The following is a 14,380-nucleotide window of genomic DNA, read 5'->3' on the forward strand; positions in this document are numbered from 1 at the left end:
CACGGGGATGCGGCCGCCCGCAACCGTCGACGCCAAACCACAGCCGACACCGAACCACAGTACTCAATTTCACCCGCCCGCACGAGGGGATATGGGAGAGTCACTGCCGTCGCGCGAAGAGCAGGCGTTGGAAGTTCTCGACCGTCTGTACGACGAGTACCCCGACACCACGATTTCGCTGAACTTCTCGAATCGCCTCGAACTGCTCATCGCGGTGATGTTGTCGGCGCAGTGCACCGACGAGCGGGTGAACAAGGTGACCGCCGACCTGTTCGAGACGTACCGCACGCCCGAGGAGTACGCGAACGCGCCGCAGGAGGAGATGGCCGAAGCCCTCTCGTCTATCACGTATTACAACAACAAGGCAAAGTACATCCGTTCGGCCACCGCCGATATCGTGGAAAAGCACGGCGGTGAGGTGCCGGACACGATGGACGAACTGACCGATCTCGCGGGTGTTGGCCGGAAGACGGCGAACGTCGTCCTCCAGCACGGCCATGACGTGGTCGAAGGAATCGTCGTCGACACCCACGTCAGACGCATCAGTCGCCGTCTCGGACTCACCGAGGAGGAGTACCCCGAGCGAATCGAGGATGACCTAATGCCCGTCATCCCCGAGGAGGACTGGCAGCAGTACACTCACCTGCTCATCAGCCACGGTCGGGCTGTCTGCACGGCGCGCAATCCGACCTGTTCGGATTGCGTACTCGAAGAGATCTGTCCCTCCTCGAAACTCGACCACGACGTCGACCTCGCCAGCGGCGACGCGTGGTGAGCCGACCCGATTCTGACGTTCTCCGTGACGTGTCAGCGATTGCGACGGCCAACACCACTATTTGACTGACTGCCGTACGGGGGAACATGGGCAAAGACGAACACGGCATCGACCTCGAGGAGGACACCGAACTCGACGTCCAGAGCGACGACGCCGACGACGAGGAGCAAGCTAAGGCGGAGGCCGAACAGCAGGAAGCCGAGGAAGCCGCCGAAGAGGCCGACCGGGAGAAGGACGTCGAGCAGAAGTCGGTCGACCGAGAGACCGACGCTCAAGAGCAGGAGAACATCGACAACCACCGCGACGAAGAGCCGTTCAACAGCTAATCGGCGGTCCCCGGGGCGTCGGTCGACCCTGCGGTACTCTTTTGGTCAGAAGTACATCGTCACGTAGCGCACAACGCCGACGAGGTAGGCGGCGATCCAGAACAGCACGTAGCCGAGCACGCCGAGTCGGAGCCGACCGCGCCACGCGCTCATGTTCTCGTGGAGGTCGTTCAGGTCTATCTCCTGGTCGGGGTTGTGATACAGGTCGGCGTTGCGCTTGGCTTGGAAGATGCGGACGATACCCGTCAGCGCGAAGACGAGCATCGCGTACGCCTGGAGTCCCAAGATGGCGTGCAGCGCCGAGAGACCGCCGAGCTGTTCGAGCAGGCGCGGCAGCATCCAGAAGAGAACGGGAACCGTGTTCAGCGCCAACCCGGTGACGATGAACTTCAGGTGGTAGACGAGCACGCCCCACGTCACCGTCTCAGCGTCTATCATGATCCACGCGCCGTAGAGGTAGAAGGGGAAACTCGCGGTCACCATCAGCGCGGCGAGCGTCGCGATGGCGGTCTCGCTTACCATTAGTTCGGCTAGGTTCGGCGTCGTCCTAAATGACCCGACTTTCGTCCCCGGCGACCGGCGGCGGAGGTCACCGTCGCGGTCGACGACGGAACGGTCGACCGTCAACGGCTGGATGGCCCCCTCCGACGACGACGGAGTGACCGTTACCATCTCCGACGACGCTGTCGGAAAGCGTATACGGTTGTGTCGACTACTGTGAGTGATGTCCGACCCGTCATCAGCGTCGGCCGACGGTCCCGACGACGACCCGAGCGATCCCCGGACTGCCGACGGGACCGACGCCGACGAGTTGGACGCCCTCCGCCGCGACGTCGAGTCGAAGTACGATTTCGATAACTTCGGCCCGAAGGAGATGGCGGAGATGTCGCTCGAGGAGTGGGAAGCCGCCTTTGACAGCGACTCGTGGATAACCGGACCGGAGCTGCTCGACAGAGTCGAGATGGAACTCCGGACGCGCGTCGCCAACCGGGAGGTGTTCGCCGTGGTCGAACGCGTCCGCGAGGACGGCGAGGAGCAGATCGTCGCCTACTCCGACGAGGGGTTCGCCGTCATCTACGCCGACGGTAGCGTCGAAGGCCGCGGAACGGTGCTCAGAGACGTGAAACCGACCGTCGCGCTCTGCTCGATGGACGACTACGAGGTTGAAGAGCCGCCCCTCGACGCCTCGCTCCCGAAACCCGAAGACGTTCCCGAGGGGACGGGCCAACTTGGCAACAACATGCTACAGGTCGTCGCCGGCGTCCAGATCGTCGCCGCGCTCGCCCTGCTCGTTCTCTGGTCGCCGTGGGTCCCGCTCCTCCCGTTCGAATCCGGCGGGAACGTGAACTTCGCCCCGCCCGCTGCCGCGTTCTTCTTCCTGTTAATCGGGCTGTTCCTCTTCCTGACAGTCGCGAACGCGCGACTCTCCGACCGGTTCCGCGCCGAGGAGTACCGAAACCGATTGAGAGCGCTCGATCCCGAGCAGGTCGAACGGCCGGAGTTTCTTCCGGGTGGCGACGAGTCGAACCCGCCGGAAGTCGACGGCAGCGACGGCCGGAGCGAGCGGCCCAACGACCCCGCCCAGAGTGAGTAGGCAGACCGCCTCGTATCGCGGTACGACGGCCAGTCGGAGGCTTTAAGCGCGTCCCTTCCTGACTCCAAGGTGTATGAAAAGGCGGGACTTTCTGAGAGCGGCCGGTGGCTCGGCTGCCGCCGCAGCCGCCGCATCCGGAACCGCCGCCGCCGCGCAGGAAGAAGGCGGTGGGGGCGGACAGCAACCCGACTTCGGGAGTTGGCTCTCCGGCGTCGAGGGCGGCACGCAGGACATGCGAGGACAGAGCGAAGTGACCGTACAGGTCGGTGCACAGGGTAACGGCGGGGCGTACGCCTTCCAACCCGCCGGCATCTGGGTCGACTCCGGCACGACGGTTACGTGGGAGTGGACCGGTGAGGGCGGTGGACACAACGTCTCCCACCAGGGTGGACCCGGCGAGTACACATCCGAGACGTCGTCCGAGTCGGGCTTCACGTTCGAGTACACCTTCGAGGAGGGCGGCATCAGCGAGTACCACTGCGACCCGCACGCCGGCCTCGGCATGAAGGGCGCCGTCGCCGTCGGCGACGACGTTCCGACGGTCGCGGCGGGCGGCGGCGAGAAGGAACTCCACGAACTCGGCGTTCCGGTGCAGGCGCACTGGGTCGGGTCGGCGACGCTGCTCGGCATCATCGTCACCGTCATCTACACGTTCTACATCCTGAAGTACGGCGAGTCCGCCAACACCGGGAGGGGTCGGTAGATGTCCTCCTCCGGCAGCACCTACGGCGACATCCACCGGTACGAACCGGCCCGCGAGAGCACCGCCGCGGCCATCGCGATCGTCCTCCTGACGATCATCGAAGTGCTGTTCGTGTTCCTGTTCACGTACGGTCTCGTCTCCGGGTGGGGACTGACCGACGACGGGAACATGTTCCTCGGCGGCGTGCTCACCGTGATATTCGTCGACCTCGCGTTCATCCTCGCGCTGTACCGCAAGGAGTTCCTCCCGGACGTGATGATCGTAAAGAAGCGCCGTCGCAAGTGGGAGGACCTCTACGTTAGAGAGGAGCAAGTCGACGGTGAGACAATCGGGACCGACGCGTGGGACACGCTCAAACGCGCGGTCTACCCCTACTACAAGAGGTAACGAATGAGCTTAGAACGAAAAGACGACTACGACCACGACGCGTGGCTGAAGGAGAAAGACCTCTCGCCCGTTGAGACGACGTTCCTCACCGCGCTCATCTGGATGGACAAGCGACTCCGCATCGTGGACTATCTAGAGATTCTGGAGACGCTCTACTACCGAGTCAACCTCCAGATGCCGAAGAGCCACACCGAACAGTACAACCTCGACAACAAGTTCTGGTACTGGTACCCGCTGTACACGCTGGGACTGTTTTCGACGCTATCGTACATCGTCGCCGCGGTGAGCGGAGCCTTACTCGGCTTCTACTACTCGCCAGCGACGAGCGGCGACCCGACGACGGCGTACACCCAGATCGAGTTCATCATGACCGAACTCCAGTTCGGGTTCTTCCTCCGCAGTCTCCACCGGTGGTCCGCACAGGTGATGGTCGCGGCGGTGTTCCTGCACATGCTCCGGGTGTACTTCACCGGCGCGTACAAGGAACCGCGCGAACTCAACTGGATACTCGGGATCATCCTCATCAGCCTGACGATGGGGTTCGGTTACACCGGCTACCTGCTCCCGTGGGACCAGCTCGCCTTCTGGGCGGGTCAGATCGGCGTCGAAATGGCGCTGTCGGTCCCGCTCATAGGCGAGTGGGCCGCCCAACTGGTGTTCGGCGGGTTCACGCTGAGCCAGGCGACCCTGCAACGCATGTACATCATCCACGTGTTCCTGCTTCCGTTCATCGTGACGACGCTCATCGCCATCCACATCGGCATCGTCTGGGTGCAGGGCATCGCGGAACCGCACTAATCGAGGAATCACAATGACAAATAACGACAACACGACCGCAGAAACGGACGGCGGCACCGGCATCGTCGCGCCGGACGACGAGACGCCGACGTGGAGCGAGCGTAAGGCTCGCAAGACCGGTCTCTCTCGGCTCACTTACGAGTACTTCGAGCGCTCGCGCCGCGAAGACCAAGACCTCCGGACGGAGTCCGACTACGTCGAACGCGACGTGCTCGGCTTCCCGACGTGGCCCCACGAGACCATACGAAACCTCTCCATCGCGAGCTTCTTCGTCGGGATGATCTTCTTCCTCTCGGCGACGCTGCCGCCGCACATCGGGTCGCCCGCGAACCCGAGTTCTACCCCGGCGATCATCCTGCCCGACTGGTATCTGTACTGGTCGTTCGGCCTGCTGAAACTCAGCCCGGTGAACCCCGAACTGTCGATCCTCGGCGGCCAGAAGCTGATGGCCGACCGGACGTACGGCGTGCTCGCGAACGTCGTCGTCGTCGGCTTCATCGCCATGGTACCGTTCCTCAACAAGGGGAGCGCCCGCCGTCCCGTCGAACAGCCGTTCTGGGCGGCCGTCGGCGTCGGCGGCGTCGTCTTCGCGTTCACCATCAGCGTGCTCGCGGTCCAGAACCTGGTTCCGATGAACATCGACCTGCTGTTCGACCTGACGTTCCTGCTACCCATCGTCGCGGGCATCGTCACCTACGCGGTGCTCAAGACGATGCGTGAGGGGTACATGTACGACCTCAACCGCCGGTACTACCGGCTTCGGCCACCGCGCTAGCGGACTCTCGCCGCACTATTTTCCATGAGTTCAGATTCGCACAGTGATACGGCCGACGAGGGGACGACCGGGGACGAAACGACCGACGGGCAGCCCCGCGACGAGCAACCGACCGACGGACGGTCTCGCGACGAGCGGGCGGGCAGCGGACAACCCCGCGACGAACGGGCGAGCGACGAGACCGCCTCGGGTCGCCGCGACATCGTCGTCCCGATGCGGTTGTACAAGACGATAACGGTGTTTTCGACGCTCATTGCCGTCGTCTCGGTGGTTTTGGGCTTCGTCCTGATCGACGCGGCGACGATCCAGTTCAGTTTCCTCCGGCAGGCGATTACGGGCGCGCTGACCGCCGTCGGCGTCCCCGTTGACCAGGGGTTGCTCGGTGCGCTGCTCGCGCTCGTCGGCATCGCAATCATCGGCTTCGGCGCGGGAGTGTACGTCCTCGGCACCCGGTTCCGTGCCCGCGGAATGGGAAACTCTCAAGAGGACTCCGACGAATTTTCGGATAATGGCTGACGAGTTCATCAAGGGGCTGACCATCGCCACCGCCGCCGGACTCGGCTGGATGGTTCTGGCGGGATGGTACCGCACGAGCAGTTTCGAGAGCGCCGCACAGCTGGTCGAACCAGTGACCGTCGACGGACCGGACCTGCTCAACGGTCTCGCCATCGCACTGATGGACGTGCTGTTCTGGTTCGCGATTCTCGGCACGCTCACGTTCTGGGTGCTCATCCCGGTGGGCCGCGAACTGCGCACGGCGTACAGCGAGCGTCGGTCGCAGTAACGCCCTTTTCTCCCGGCATCGCCCGCCGGAGCTCTCTTTCTATCCAGACCGCTCCTGAGAGCGATAGTTCACGCAGGATTTCTCGTCACCGCTGCTTCCGTCGTCGCCATCGTTTCTCTCGTCGCTGTCGCTTCCATCGCTGACCGTGGCATCGGCGCGCTGCGCGCACGTTAGACCACCGGTATCGTACTCACGTTCTACAGAAACGTTCGTCGTCCGTTTCGCCCGTAGTCGTACTGCGTCGTGAACGCACTCGCTTCGACCACATGCTCTGGTCCGCTGTCCGACCCGCGACGTTCCGCAGGCTCGCCGGCGCTCGACGAGCATTCAGCCGACGGAGGAGAACCCGACGCGCCGCCGACTCGACCGTGTCCGACGACCAACGGGCGGTCAGCCCGTCTCAGATTATCTGCGTCCAGATGTCAGCGATGAGGAAGAAGAGGCTCTGGAACGCCGCGTACAGGAGCACCAGCACCGACGCCGCGAGGCCGCCTTTCGGCCGCTCGAGGGTCATCTTGTTGCGCGCTTCGACCTGCCGAGCCTCGAACTCGAAGAAGTCGGTGACGAACATGCCGACGACGAGCACCGACATCACCATCCCGCCGTGCGGTTCGACGACGAGAAAGAGGAACGACGCGACGACGAGCGCGCCGCTCGTCAGCGTGTGCGGCGTGTATCGGCTGAGTTCCGCGTCGTCGTCGCGGGCTTGGCGTTCGTGCGCGCGGTGGCCGAGGAAGCGCGTCGCCATGTTCGCGAGCACGAGCACCAAGATCACGGCCGGTAGCGCCGGGGCGATAGCATCGAGCACGTCGAGGGGCACGATGAACTGCAGCGGTAGCATACCCGAATATCGGAAGGTAACTCATTAGAGTTTTTCCAATCCCGCGCGCCGCCAGCCCGATTCGGGGCGCGCGAGCGGAAGTAGTATAAAAACGCCGCCGAAATCTCGTCGGATCGACGCTCCAATCCTGTCGAACCGACGCCGAAGCGCCTCTTGCGTGCGGCGATAGGCGACGCGCTCACTCGCGCGCCGGCGGAGAGAGTAGGCGCACGCTGTCAGTCGGCTCTATAGTCACCGGCACGTGCGGGTCGACGGCGGTCGTGCGGTCGCCGTCGACGACGAGCGAGACAGCCCCTTCGTCGCGTTCGACCGACAGCGAGACGGGGTCGTCGACGACCCACGCGTCCGAGTGCGTCGAAAACGGCGAGACGGGGACGACGCCGACGCCCGCGCCGGGGGTGACGATCGGTCCGCCCGCCGCGCGCGCGTAGCCGGAACTCCCCAGCGGCGTCGCGACGACGACGCCGTCGGCGCGGAACGCGTCGAGCGGGTCGCCGCCGACGCGGACGGCGTACTCGGAGATGCGCGCCGGTTCGCTCGTGACCAGCATCACGTCGAAGACGGCGTCGGCGACGCGGTCGCCGTCGACGGTGACCGACAGAAGCGGGTGCTCGACGGTCCGTCGGTCGCTCTCGACGAGCCCGCCGAAGGCGGCGTCGACGTTCGCCCGCGAAACGGCGTGCCGTCCGTCGACGTCGACGGGCAGAATCGGGCGCTCCGGTCGCTCGCGAGCGGTTTCGACGAGTGCGCGCTCGCCGACAGCGACGACGAACGCCGCCTCCGCCTCGTCGGCGAGCGAGAAGCCATTGGTGTGAAGTGCCCGCTCGACCCGGCCGTCGTCGTCGCCGCGGAGCGAAACTGCTGTCGCCGAGTCCTCGCGCGCTTCACTCATTGATCGACTGTTGCTCGCCAACGGCTAAAAGTCTGCGCGGTTCGGTGGCAGCGGTGGGGTCGGTGGCGGCGGTGGATCCGGTCGAGTCGACCGCTTCGAGTCGCGGTGCACACCGCCGTCTCCACCGTCGTCCGGCGGCGCGGGCCCGCTCAGTACGGCCAGTCGCCAGTTATCTTCATTCCGGGGGCGTGACCCTCGGCTTCGAGTCGGTCGGCGATCTCTTCGGGTGATTTGCGCCCGACTTCGGTGTCGGCGTCCGCGAGGCCGACGACGAGTTCGGCGAGGAGAACCGCCTGTTCGCGGAACGTCCGCACCTCGAGTTTGTCGAGCGTGTCGGCGTACGTGTGTCCCCACCCGCGGCCGCGGCCCTGCGTCTCGCTGCCGACCATGTAACCTGGGACGCCCCACTGGACGAACGGCCAGTGGTCCGAGTGCGGTAGTTGCTCGGGGACGACGCTCACCGGGTGGCCGAACCTCTCGCCGACACCCTCGGCTGCCGCTTCGAGTTCGTCGAAGTCGTGCGTGTAGAAGCTGAGCGTTCGCCCATTAGCAACGCCGTCGAAGTTCACTATCGCCTTCACGTCGTCGAACTCGGTTTGGTCGGCCTCGTGGGCGGAGCCGACGAGTCCGACCTCCTCCGCGCCGAAGGGGACGAACCGGATTCGGGTGTCGAGTTCGTCCTCTCGGTCGGCGAGGATGCGCGCGAGTTCGACTACCATCGCGGTACCCGTCCCGTTGTCGGCGGCCCCCTCGGCGATGTCGTGGGCGTCGAGGTGGCTGGTGACGAGTATCTCCTCCTCCGTCTCTGGGCCGACGACGGCGTGGACGTTGCCGCTCGTCGCGTCCGGTGTCTCGCAGTCGACGCTGACCGAGACGCTCTCGCCCTCGAACCGACGCGCGAGTCGCGCGCCGACTTCGGCGCTCACGCCGACGGCTGGGATCTCGCCGATGGGTGAGTCGGGCGTTCCGACGCTGCCGGTCGGCGGGAGGCAGCCCTCGACGTGGTTTCTGAAGACGAACGCGGCCGCGCCCGCTTCGACGGCGTAGTAGTACTTCTCGCGGCGATGGATGAACCGGTCATAGTGGTCCGGCACCGTCGAGGAGACCATCACGACTTTCCCTTCGAGGTCAGCCTCGAAATCCTCCGGGAGGCCGTAACCGAGGTCGACAAGCTCGCCCTCCGCGCTGGCGGCCGGGCTGCGCGGCAGCGCGATGCAGTCTTGGGTGGTTTCGCTCGCCTCGACGGCGCTGTCGCCACGTACCCAGCCTTGCATCTCGAATTCGTCGATTCGGGCGTCGCGCGCGCCGACCTCGTTCAGCGCGTCGCGGGTGCGCTCCATCGCCTCGCGTTCGCCCGGACTCCCAGCCATCCGGTTCCCGATGTCGACGAGGGTTTCGAGGTGGTTCCACCCGATGTCGCTCATGAACGTCTCGCCGACCCAGCGGTGGTCTACCATGCTTCCGCGTGACCCGGCGGCGCGGTAACCGTTGTGGTCCCCGTGGTCGCTCTCCGGTTCGTCGTTCTGTCGCTTCGTCGTTCACTACTATCGTACGCAAAACCGGAAGCAGGCTCCGGAATTCGGCAGGTCTTTACCCGAACATCATCTACGTTCGTGTATGACTGCCGTACGAGTCGCCGGAGTCGGACTCACCCACTTCGGCCGACACCCCGACCGAACCGGCCGGGACCTGTTCGCGGAGGCCGCACTCGCCGCGAGGGAGGACGCAGGCGTCCCCCGCGAGGATATCGAAGCCCTCCACTACGGGAACTTCATGGGCGCGCTCGCGGAGCGGCAAGCCCACCAAGGTCCGCTCGTCGCCGAGGCGGCCGGACTCTCCTGTCCGGCGACCCGCTACGAGCAGGCGTGTGCCTCCGCGGGCGTCGCGGCGCGGCAAGGCATCAAGGACATCCGAAACGGCGAGAACGACGTGGTGCTCGTCGGCGGGATGGAGCGGATGACGAATCTGGAGACGGCAGGCGTGACGGAGTCGCTCGCCATCGCCGCTGACGAACTGTACGAGGTCCGGGCGGGCATCACCTTCCCCGGCGCGTACGCGCTGATGGCGCGGGCGTACCTCTCGCAGTTCGGCGGCAGTCGCGAGGACCTCGCGCACATCGCCTCGAAGAACCACCACAACGCCGTGAACAACGAGTACGCGCAGTACCAGCGCGAGGTGACGGTCGACGAGGCGCTCGACAGTCCTCCCGTCGCCGAACCGCTGCACCTGTTCGACGCCTGCCCCATCACCGACGGCGCGAGCGCGCTCGTCCTCGTCAGCGACGAGTACGCCGAGGAACACGACCTCGACGCCCCCGTCGCCATCACCGGCAGCGGACAGGGCGGCGACAAGATGGCGCTTCAGGACCGCGAGCACCTCGCGCAGACCCCGGCGGCGACGAAAGCGGCCGACGAGGCGTACGCCGACGCGGGCCGCACGTCCGACGACGTCGACGTCGCGGAGGTCCACGACTGCTTCACCATCGCCGAGGTGCTCGCGCTCGAATCGCTCGGCTTCTACGAACCCGGCGAGGCCATCGGCGCGGCCCGCCGCGGTGAGACCACCCGAGACGGCGACAGACCCGTCAACCTCTCTGGTGGGTTGAAGGCGAAAGGCCACCCCGTCGGCGCGACGGGCGGCAGCCAACTCGTCGAGATGACGCGACTGCTTCGCGGCGATCACCCGAACAGCGACGTCGTCGCCGACGCGGAAGTGGGCCTGACGCACAACGCGGGCGGCACCGTCGCCAGCGCCGTCGTCCACCTGCTGGAGGTGGTGAACTGATGGTCGACACCGGCTACGACGAATGGATCGAGGCTATCGGCGCGGGCGAGGGCTACTACCTCGACTGTCCCGAGGACCACGGATCGTTGCCGCCGCGGCGCACCTGTCCGCACTGTGGCGCGCTGGAGTTAGCGGAGAGACCGCTCCCCGAGTCAGGAACGGTAGAAACGTTCAGCGTCGTCCACGTCGCCTCCCCGTCGTTCGCCGACGACACGCCCTACGCGACGGGCGTCGTCGACTTCGGTCCGGTGCGCCTCACCGGCGTCATTCGAGGGATCGAGTTCGACGACCTCGAAGTCGGCACTTCCGTGGGCGTCGGCGTCGAGGAGAGCGAAACGACCGGCGAACCGGTGGTCGTCTTCCGACCTCGGTAGGTCGACACCGGTCGAACGTTCGATATTTCGAGACTTGTTTTCACGACACGGCTCCGACGTCCGGTGTCGGTGTGCGTTCGGCCCGACGGCGGCGATAGCCCGAGGAGAGCGCCAAGACGAGTGCCCCGAGACCGACGAGTCCGACCGCGAGGTTCACTACCCACCCGAGGACCGGAATCTGCACGACGAGTCCGACGACGAGCACGCCGACCAGGAGTGCGACCCACTCGCCTTCCCTGTCGGTGTAGGCAAGAATCACAGCGCCGACGGCGAACCGGCCGTACACGCCGCCGACCCAGACGAGCAGTCCGAACAGCACCGACCCGACGAGGGCCAACGGGATGCCGACGAGCGTCAGTACGAGTAGTAGCAGCACGAGCGGCACGACGACGACAGAGAGGAGACCGACGCCGCCCGACAGGCCGGGGCTCCGCGCGGCCTCCAGTACCACGCGCTGGGAGAACGACGGGAAGACGAAAAGGAGGATAGCGCCCAGCAGCAGGTTCAACAGCAGACCGTAGACGGCGAACGTCCACCCCGGAATCAGCGGGCCGTCGGTGCCGACCGGCGCGGCGGTCGCGAGGTCGTCTTCGCGTTCGACCGTGCCGTTCACGACGGCACCGTCCGCGCGTTGGAGCGTCCCGTCGTACGTGAGGTCGCCTTCGATCACGGCTGCCGACCCGAGGAGAATTTCGTCTGCGTCGATTTCGGCGTCACCCTCGACAGTGCCGTTGATACTGGCGGTCTGCGCCCCGGCGCTGAGGTCGCCGCGGACGGTCGCGCCCTCGGCGACGGTGAGACTCCCGGTCCCCGCGGCGACGTCGCCGCCGACGGTCGATCCCTCTTCGAGCGTGAGACTGCCGGAGGCGCCCGCGACGTCCCCCTCGACACTGCCGGCGATGCGGACGGCACCGGCCGCTCCGGCGACGTTTCCGCCGACGCGACCGGTGTCGGCGACGTACACGTCACCGGCGAGTGCGGATACGTTCCCGTTCACTGTCCCGCGCACAACGACCGAGCCCCCGAACGCGTTGAGTTCGTCGACCGTCTCGTCCTCGGCGACGACCACCGTGTCGCCGGACCGAGTGATCGCCGTGGCGACGCCGGGAACCGCCGCCAGTGCGACCACAACCGCGAGGACGACGAGCGCCACCGACCGGGTGTTTCGATTCATCGAGGGGGAATAATGATTTCTGAGATACAAGTAACTGCGGTCACTGTCAGTCTAATCGGACAGTAGAACGGCTGTGGGCCACACAAAAATCGTTTCGGCCGTAAGCCGTCGCTCCCACCCGGCTCAGGAACTGAGCGCAAAAACGACGGGGTGACCGGAAACGAGGCGGAGCGAAGCGCGTTCGCGGACGGTTACGCCGTCTCCGCGAGCTCTTCGCGCACCGTCCGGAGGAACGAGTCGGGGTGTTCGACGTGCGGCAGCAACATTGCGTCGTCGAAGACGACGAGTCGGGCGTCGGCCTCGTCGGCGAGCGCCCGCCCGTCGGAAAGCGGCGTCACGTCGGCCTCGCGGCCCCAGACGAGCGTCACGGGAACGTCGAGGTCCGCGAGCGTCCCGCCGAGGTCGATCTCCGAGTTGAGGTAGCCGCTGACGAACGACGCGGGCGCGAAGCGGGCGTTCTTCTGGTGGGTCGTCCGCCACTGGTAGCTGAGCCACTCGTCGGAGAGGTTCGAGGCGTCGTAGTAGCCGTGGTCGGCGCTGAAGTACCGCAGCGAGCGCCGGGAGGTGATGGCGTTGTACGCCGCGGTGCCGACAAGCGGCGCACGGAACAGTTCCCGAATCGCCTGCTTCGGTTCCGGCCCGGCCTTCGTCGTGGGACAGACGAGAATCAACTGCGAAGCCTTGGCGTCGCGGGCCGCGGCGGCGACGTACGACGCCGTGAGCGACGACGCGAGCACCGCGGGTTCGTCGAACTCGTCAAGGAACTCCGTCGCGAAATCCTCGTACAGCGCCGCCGAGTAGCGGAGCGGTGGGCGGTCCGAGCGGCCGAATCCGGGCAGGTCGGGCGCGACGACGTGGTACTCCGACGCGAGTTCCGAGAAGATTTCGCGAAACTCGCCGCTGGAGCCGGCGGCGTTGATGCCGTGCAGCAGCACGAGATCCGGGTCGTCGGGGTCGCCCGCTTCGGTATAGGCGACGTTCATCCCGCGCCAGCGATACGTCCGCTGCTCGCCGATGAGCGCCGGTTCGAGTTCGCCCGCGCCCTGCGTGAGCATCCGGTTCGCGACCGCGACTGCGCCGATACCGAGCGCGGCACCGCCGACGGCTCGTCGGAGTTTCATATGGGAACGTCGGCCGCGAGAGACTTGATAGCTACGCCCGTCACCGGTCGAAAACTCAGTCGACGACGGTCACGTCGAACGTCGAGCGCCACCGATAGCGGCGGCCGTTCCACCGGAACGTCGGCACGACGACCGCGTAGCAGAACGCCAGCGGGACGAACAGCGCCGACGGATACGCCAGCAGCCACGTCGAGCGGTCGATACCGAAGAATCGGTAGGTGAGGTACGACGCCGCCGTCAACGCCGAAGCGGCGACGAACGGTGCGAGGAGGCAGCCCAGCGTGACCAGTGCGAGGGATACGAGCGGGACGACGCTCTCCACCGGGTTCGGGACAGTGACGATTTTGACGAACCGGACGAACCGGTCGTGAACCGCCCTCGCGTCTCCTTCGACCGGCACGAGCGTCAGTTCCGAGCGGGGCGTCGTCAGTTCGTCGCCGAGGTACTCCCAGAGCAGGTCGTCGTCGCTGACTGTGCGGCGCAAATCGGAGATATAGGCGTCGATGTCCAGTTGGTCGCGCCGGAAGGTGACGCCGCCGCCCCAGGGCGCGTTCGCCACCCACATCGCGAGCGTGACGACGAACAGGAGAAACGGCTCGACCAGTCGCCAGAAGCCGTCGCCGACGAACGCCGGAAGCGCCGACGCCGCGCCGTGCTCCTCGCCCAGCGACTTCATTCGCTCTAGCCACTCGTCGTCGCGCGGCACGTCGTCGTCAGTGAGGACGATTCGCTCCTGCTCTCGCCCGATGCGTTCGAGCGCGTACGCCAGCGCGTTGGCTTTCGCCGAGCAGCGGACCGGTTCACCCGCGACGAGAATGCGGACGCCCGCGGGCGCGTCGTGGCTCGCCACCGGGTCTGTCGACCGGTCGCAGACGACGAGTAGTTCGTCCTCGGGGCCGAGTTGGGCAGCGAGCGACTCGCAGGAGTCGGTCCACGTCGTCGTCGGGAGAATAACACTCGCCATCACCTGAACCTGCATCGAAGAGACGCAAAAAGCCGAGTATCGCGACGGAGGCTCCGTGGGCGAGAGAGGCCGGTCGACGAGCGGCACG

General features: G+C 66.1%; 18 protein-coding genes. 11 read left to right on the forward strand and 7 right to left on the reverse strand.

The genetic code is table 11. The features are described 5' to 3' along the window. The first annotated feature begins 91 nt into the window (after nucleotides 1-91). Both nth and LAQ58_RS10535 read left to right on the forward strand, forming a co-directional pair. A complete protein-coding gene (gene nth, locus LAQ58_RS10530; RefSeq protein ID WP_224447425.1) occupies nucleotides 92-775 on the forward strand; it encodes an endonuclease III in 684 nt (227 codons plus the stop codon). Nucleotides 776-861: 86 nt separating this feature from the next. Continuing rightward, nucleotides 862-1,101 carry a hypothetical protein gene (locus tag LAQ58_RS10535; RefSeq protein ID WP_224447426.1) on the forward strand — a complete coding sequence of 80 codons (240 nt, stop codon included), beginning with the start codon at nucleotides 862-864 and terminating at the stop codon, nucleotides 1,099-1,101. Between the two features lie 45 nt (nucleotides 1,102-1,146). Here the strand turns inward: LAQ58_RS10535 and LAQ58_RS10540 are convergent, their stop codons facing one another. After that, complete coding sequence (locus tag LAQ58_RS10540) at nucleotides 1,147-1,623, reverse strand: DUF7321 family protein (RefSeq protein ID WP_224450155.1); 477 nt, start codon at nucleotides 1,621-1,623, stop codon at nucleotides 1,147-1,149. A gap of 202 nt (nucleotides 1,624-1,825) precedes the next feature. Between LAQ58_RS10540 and LAQ58_RS10545 the strand changes: the two genes are divergently transcribed. The 7 genes from LAQ58_RS10545 (at nucleotide 1,826) to LAQ58_RS10575 (ending at nucleotide 6,142) form a co-directional block, all read left to right on the forward strand. Beyond that, nucleotides 1,826-2,695, forward strand: coding sequence for a DUF7319 domain-containing protein (locus tag LAQ58_RS10545; RefSeq protein ID WP_224447427.1), 870 nt, complete (start codon nucleotides 1,826-1,828; stop codon nucleotides 2,693-2,695). Nucleotides 2,696-2,768: 73 nt separating this feature from the next. Further along, nucleotides 2,769-3,398, forward strand: a complete 630-nt coding sequence (locus LAQ58_RS10550) for a halocyanin domain-containing protein (RefSeq protein WP_224447428.1) — start codon at nucleotides 2,769-2,771, stop codon at nucleotides 3,396-3,398. Continuing rightward, nucleotides 3,399-3,785, forward strand: coding sequence for a DUF7318 family protein (locus tag LAQ58_RS10555; RefSeq protein WP_224447429.1), 387 nt, complete (start codon nucleotides 3,399-3,401; stop codon nucleotides 3,783-3,785). A gap of 3 nt (nucleotides 3,786-3,788) precedes the next feature. Continuing rightward, nucleotides 3,789-4,583, forward strand: coding sequence for a cytochrome b (locus LAQ58_RS10560; protein ID WP_224447430.1), 795 nt, complete (start codon nucleotides 3,789-3,791; stop codon nucleotides 4,581-4,583). Between the two features lie 13 nt (nucleotides 4,584-4,596). Continuing rightward, nucleotides 4,597-5,358, forward strand: coding sequence for a cytochrome b family protein (locus LAQ58_RS10565; protein WP_224447431.1), 762 nt, complete (start codon nucleotides 4,597-4,599; stop codon nucleotides 5,356-5,358). Between the two features lie 24 nt (nucleotides 5,359-5,382). Continuing rightward, nucleotides 5,383-5,874, forward strand: coding sequence for a DUF7315 family membrane protein (locus LAQ58_RS19005; RefSeq protein ID WP_317988535.1), 492 nt, complete (start codon nucleotides 5,383-5,385; stop codon nucleotides 5,872-5,874). After that, on the forward strand, nucleotides 5,867-6,142 hold the full coding sequence (locus LAQ58_RS10575) for a DUF7314 family protein (RefSeq protein ID WP_224447432.1): 276 nt from the start codon (nucleotides 5,867-5,869) through the stop codon (nucleotides 6,140-6,142). Before LAQ58_RS19005 ends, LAQ58_RS10575 begins: the two co-directional genes overlap by 8 nt. Before the next feature lie 400 nt (nucleotides 6,143-6,542). On the opposite strand, the gene LAQ58_RS10580 is transcribed toward LAQ58_RS10575, so the two are convergent. From LAQ58_RS10580 to LAQ58_RS10590, 3 genes are all read right to left on the reverse strand, one after another. After that, nucleotides 6,543-6,983: a DUF7313 family protein gene (locus LAQ58_RS10580; RefSeq protein ID WP_224447433.1), complete on the reverse strand. Its 441-nt coding sequence runs from the start codon at nucleotides 6,981-6,983 to the stop codon at nucleotides 6,543-6,545. A gap of 178 nt (nucleotides 6,984-7,161) precedes the next feature. After that, entirely contained in the window at nucleotides 7,162-7,875 is a 714-nt protein-coding gene (locus tag LAQ58_RS10585; protein ID WP_224447434.1) for an NAD(+)/NADH kinase, read from the reverse strand. A 149-nt stretch (nucleotides 7,876-8,024) separates the two neighbouring features. Further along, nucleotides 8,025-9,332, reverse strand: coding sequence for a M28 family peptidase (locus LAQ58_RS10590; protein WP_224447435.1), 1,308 nt, complete (start codon nucleotides 9,330-9,332; stop codon nucleotides 8,025-8,027). Between the two features lie 160 nt (nucleotides 9,333-9,492). On the opposite strand from LAQ58_RS10590, the gene LAQ58_RS10595 reads away from it, so the two are divergent. Together LAQ58_RS10595 and LAQ58_RS10600 are read left to right on the forward strand one after the other, a co-directional pair. Beyond that, nucleotides 9,493-10,659, forward strand: coding sequence for a thiolase domain-containing protein (locus LAQ58_RS10595; RefSeq protein WP_224447436.1), 1,167 nt, complete (start codon nucleotides 9,493-9,495; stop codon nucleotides 10,657-10,659). Continuing rightward, nucleotides 10,659-11,033 carry a Zn-ribbon domain-containing OB-fold protein gene (locus tag LAQ58_RS10600; RefSeq protein WP_224447437.1) on the forward strand — a complete coding sequence of 125 codons (375 nt, stop codon included), beginning with the start codon at nucleotides 10,659-10,661 and terminating at the stop codon, nucleotides 11,031-11,033. Before LAQ58_RS10595 ends, LAQ58_RS10600 begins: the two co-directional genes overlap by 1 nt. 40 nt (nucleotides 11,034-11,073) lie before the next feature. On the opposite strand, the gene LAQ58_RS10605 is transcribed toward LAQ58_RS10600, so the two are convergent. From LAQ58_RS10605 to LAQ58_RS10615, 3 genes are all read right to left on the reverse strand, one after another. Then, on the reverse strand, nucleotides 11,074-12,207 hold the full coding sequence (locus LAQ58_RS10605; protein ID WP_224447438.1) for a DUF8173 domain-containing protein: 1,134 nt from the start codon (nucleotides 12,205-12,207) through the stop codon (nucleotides 11,074-11,076). 191 nt (nucleotides 12,208-12,398) lie between these two features. After that, nucleotides 12,399-13,328: an alpha/beta fold hydrolase gene (locus tag LAQ58_RS10610; protein WP_224447439.1), complete on the reverse strand. Its 930-nt coding sequence runs from the start codon at nucleotides 13,326-13,328 to the stop codon at nucleotides 12,399-12,401. A gap of 55 nt (nucleotides 13,329-13,383) precedes the next feature. Then, nucleotides 13,384-14,292 carry a glycosyltransferase family A protein gene (locus tag LAQ58_RS10615; RefSeq protein ID WP_224447440.1) on the reverse strand — a complete coding sequence of 303 codons (909 nt, stop codon included), beginning with the start codon at nucleotides 14,290-14,292 and terminating at the stop codon, nucleotides 13,384-13,386. Nucleotides 14,293-14,380 lie beyond the last annotated feature (88 nt).

This window comes from Haloprofundus salilacus (assembly GCF_020150815.1).
GTDB classification, from domain to species: Archaea; Halobacteriota; Halobacteria; order Halobacteriales; family Haloferacaceae; genus Haloprofundus; species Haloprofundus salilacus.

What these genes read in the sequence shown, in the direction of transcription:
- LAQ58_RS10605 (WP_224447438.1), bottom strand. Translation starts at nt 12,207, where the DNA reads ATGAATCGAAACACCCGGTCGGTGGCGCTCGTCGTCCTCGCGGTTGTG.
- nth (WP_224447425.1), top strand. Translation starts at nt 92, where the DNA reads ATGGGAGAGTCACTGCCGTCGCGCGAAGAGCAGGCGTTGGAAGTTCTC.
- LAQ58_RS10565 (WP_224447431.1), top strand. Translation starts at nt 4,597, where the DNA reads ATGACAAATAACGACAACACGACCGCAGAAACGGACGGCGGCACCGGC.
- LAQ58_RS10585 (WP_224447434.1), bottom strand. Translation starts at nt 7,875, where the DNA reads ATGAGTGAAGCGCGCGAGGACTCGGCGACAGCAGTTTCGCTCCGCGGC.
- LAQ58_RS10595 (WP_224447436.1), top strand. Translation starts at nt 9,493, where the DNA reads ATGACTGCCGTACGAGTCGCCGGAGTCGGACTCACCCACTTCGGCCGA.
- LAQ58_RS10560 (WP_224447430.1), top strand. Translation starts at nt 3,789, where the DNA reads ATGAGCTTAGAACGAAAAGACGACTACGACCACGACGCGTGGCTGAAG.
- LAQ58_RS10580 (WP_224447433.1), bottom strand. Translation starts at nt 6,983, where the DNA reads ATGCTACCGCTGCAGTTCATCGTGCCCCTCGACGTGCTCGATGCTATC.
- LAQ58_RS10615 (WP_224447440.1), bottom strand. Translation starts at nt 14,292, where the DNA reads ATGGCGAGTGTTATTCTCCCGACGACGACGTGGACCGACTCCTGCGAG.
- LAQ58_RS10535 (WP_224447426.1), top strand. Translation starts at nt 862, where the DNA reads ATGGGCAAAGACGAACACGGCATCGACCTCGAGGAGGACACCGAACTC.
- LAQ58_RS10545 (WP_224447427.1), top strand. Translation starts at nt 1,826, where the DNA reads ATGTCCGACCCGTCATCAGCGTCGGCCGACGGTCCCGACGACGACCCG.
- LAQ58_RS10575 (WP_224447432.1), top strand. Translation starts at nt 5,867, where the DNA reads ATGGCTGACGAGTTCATCAAGGGGCTGACCATCGCCACCGCCGCCGGA.
- LAQ58_RS10540 (WP_224450155.1), bottom strand. Translation starts at nt 1,623, where the DNA reads ATGGTAAGCGAGACCGCCATCGCGACGCTCGCCGCGCTGATGGTGACC.
- LAQ58_RS10550 (WP_224447428.1), top strand. Translation starts at nt 2,769, where the DNA reads ATGAAAAGGCGGGACTTTCTGAGAGCGGCCGGTGGCTCGGCTGCCGCC.
- LAQ58_RS19005 (WP_317988535.1), top strand. Translation starts at nt 5,383, where the DNA reads ATGAGTTCAGATTCGCACAGTGATACGGCCGACGAGGGGACGACCGGG.
- LAQ58_RS10610 (WP_224447439.1), bottom strand. Translation starts at nt 13,328, where the DNA reads ATGAAACTCCGACGAGCCGTCGGCGGTGCCGCGCTCGGTATCGGCGCA.
- LAQ58_RS10590 (WP_224447435.1), bottom strand. Translation starts at nt 9,332, where the DNA reads ATGGTAGACCACCGCTGGGTCGGCGAGACGTTCATGAGCGACATCGGG.
- LAQ58_RS10600 (WP_224447437.1), top strand. Translation starts at nt 10,659, where the DNA reads ATGGTCGACACCGGCTACGACGAATGGATCGAGGCTATCGGCGCGGGC.
- LAQ58_RS10555 (WP_224447429.1), top strand. Translation starts at nt 3,399, where the DNA reads ATGTCCTCCTCCGGCAGCACCTACGGCGACATCCACCGGTACGAACCG.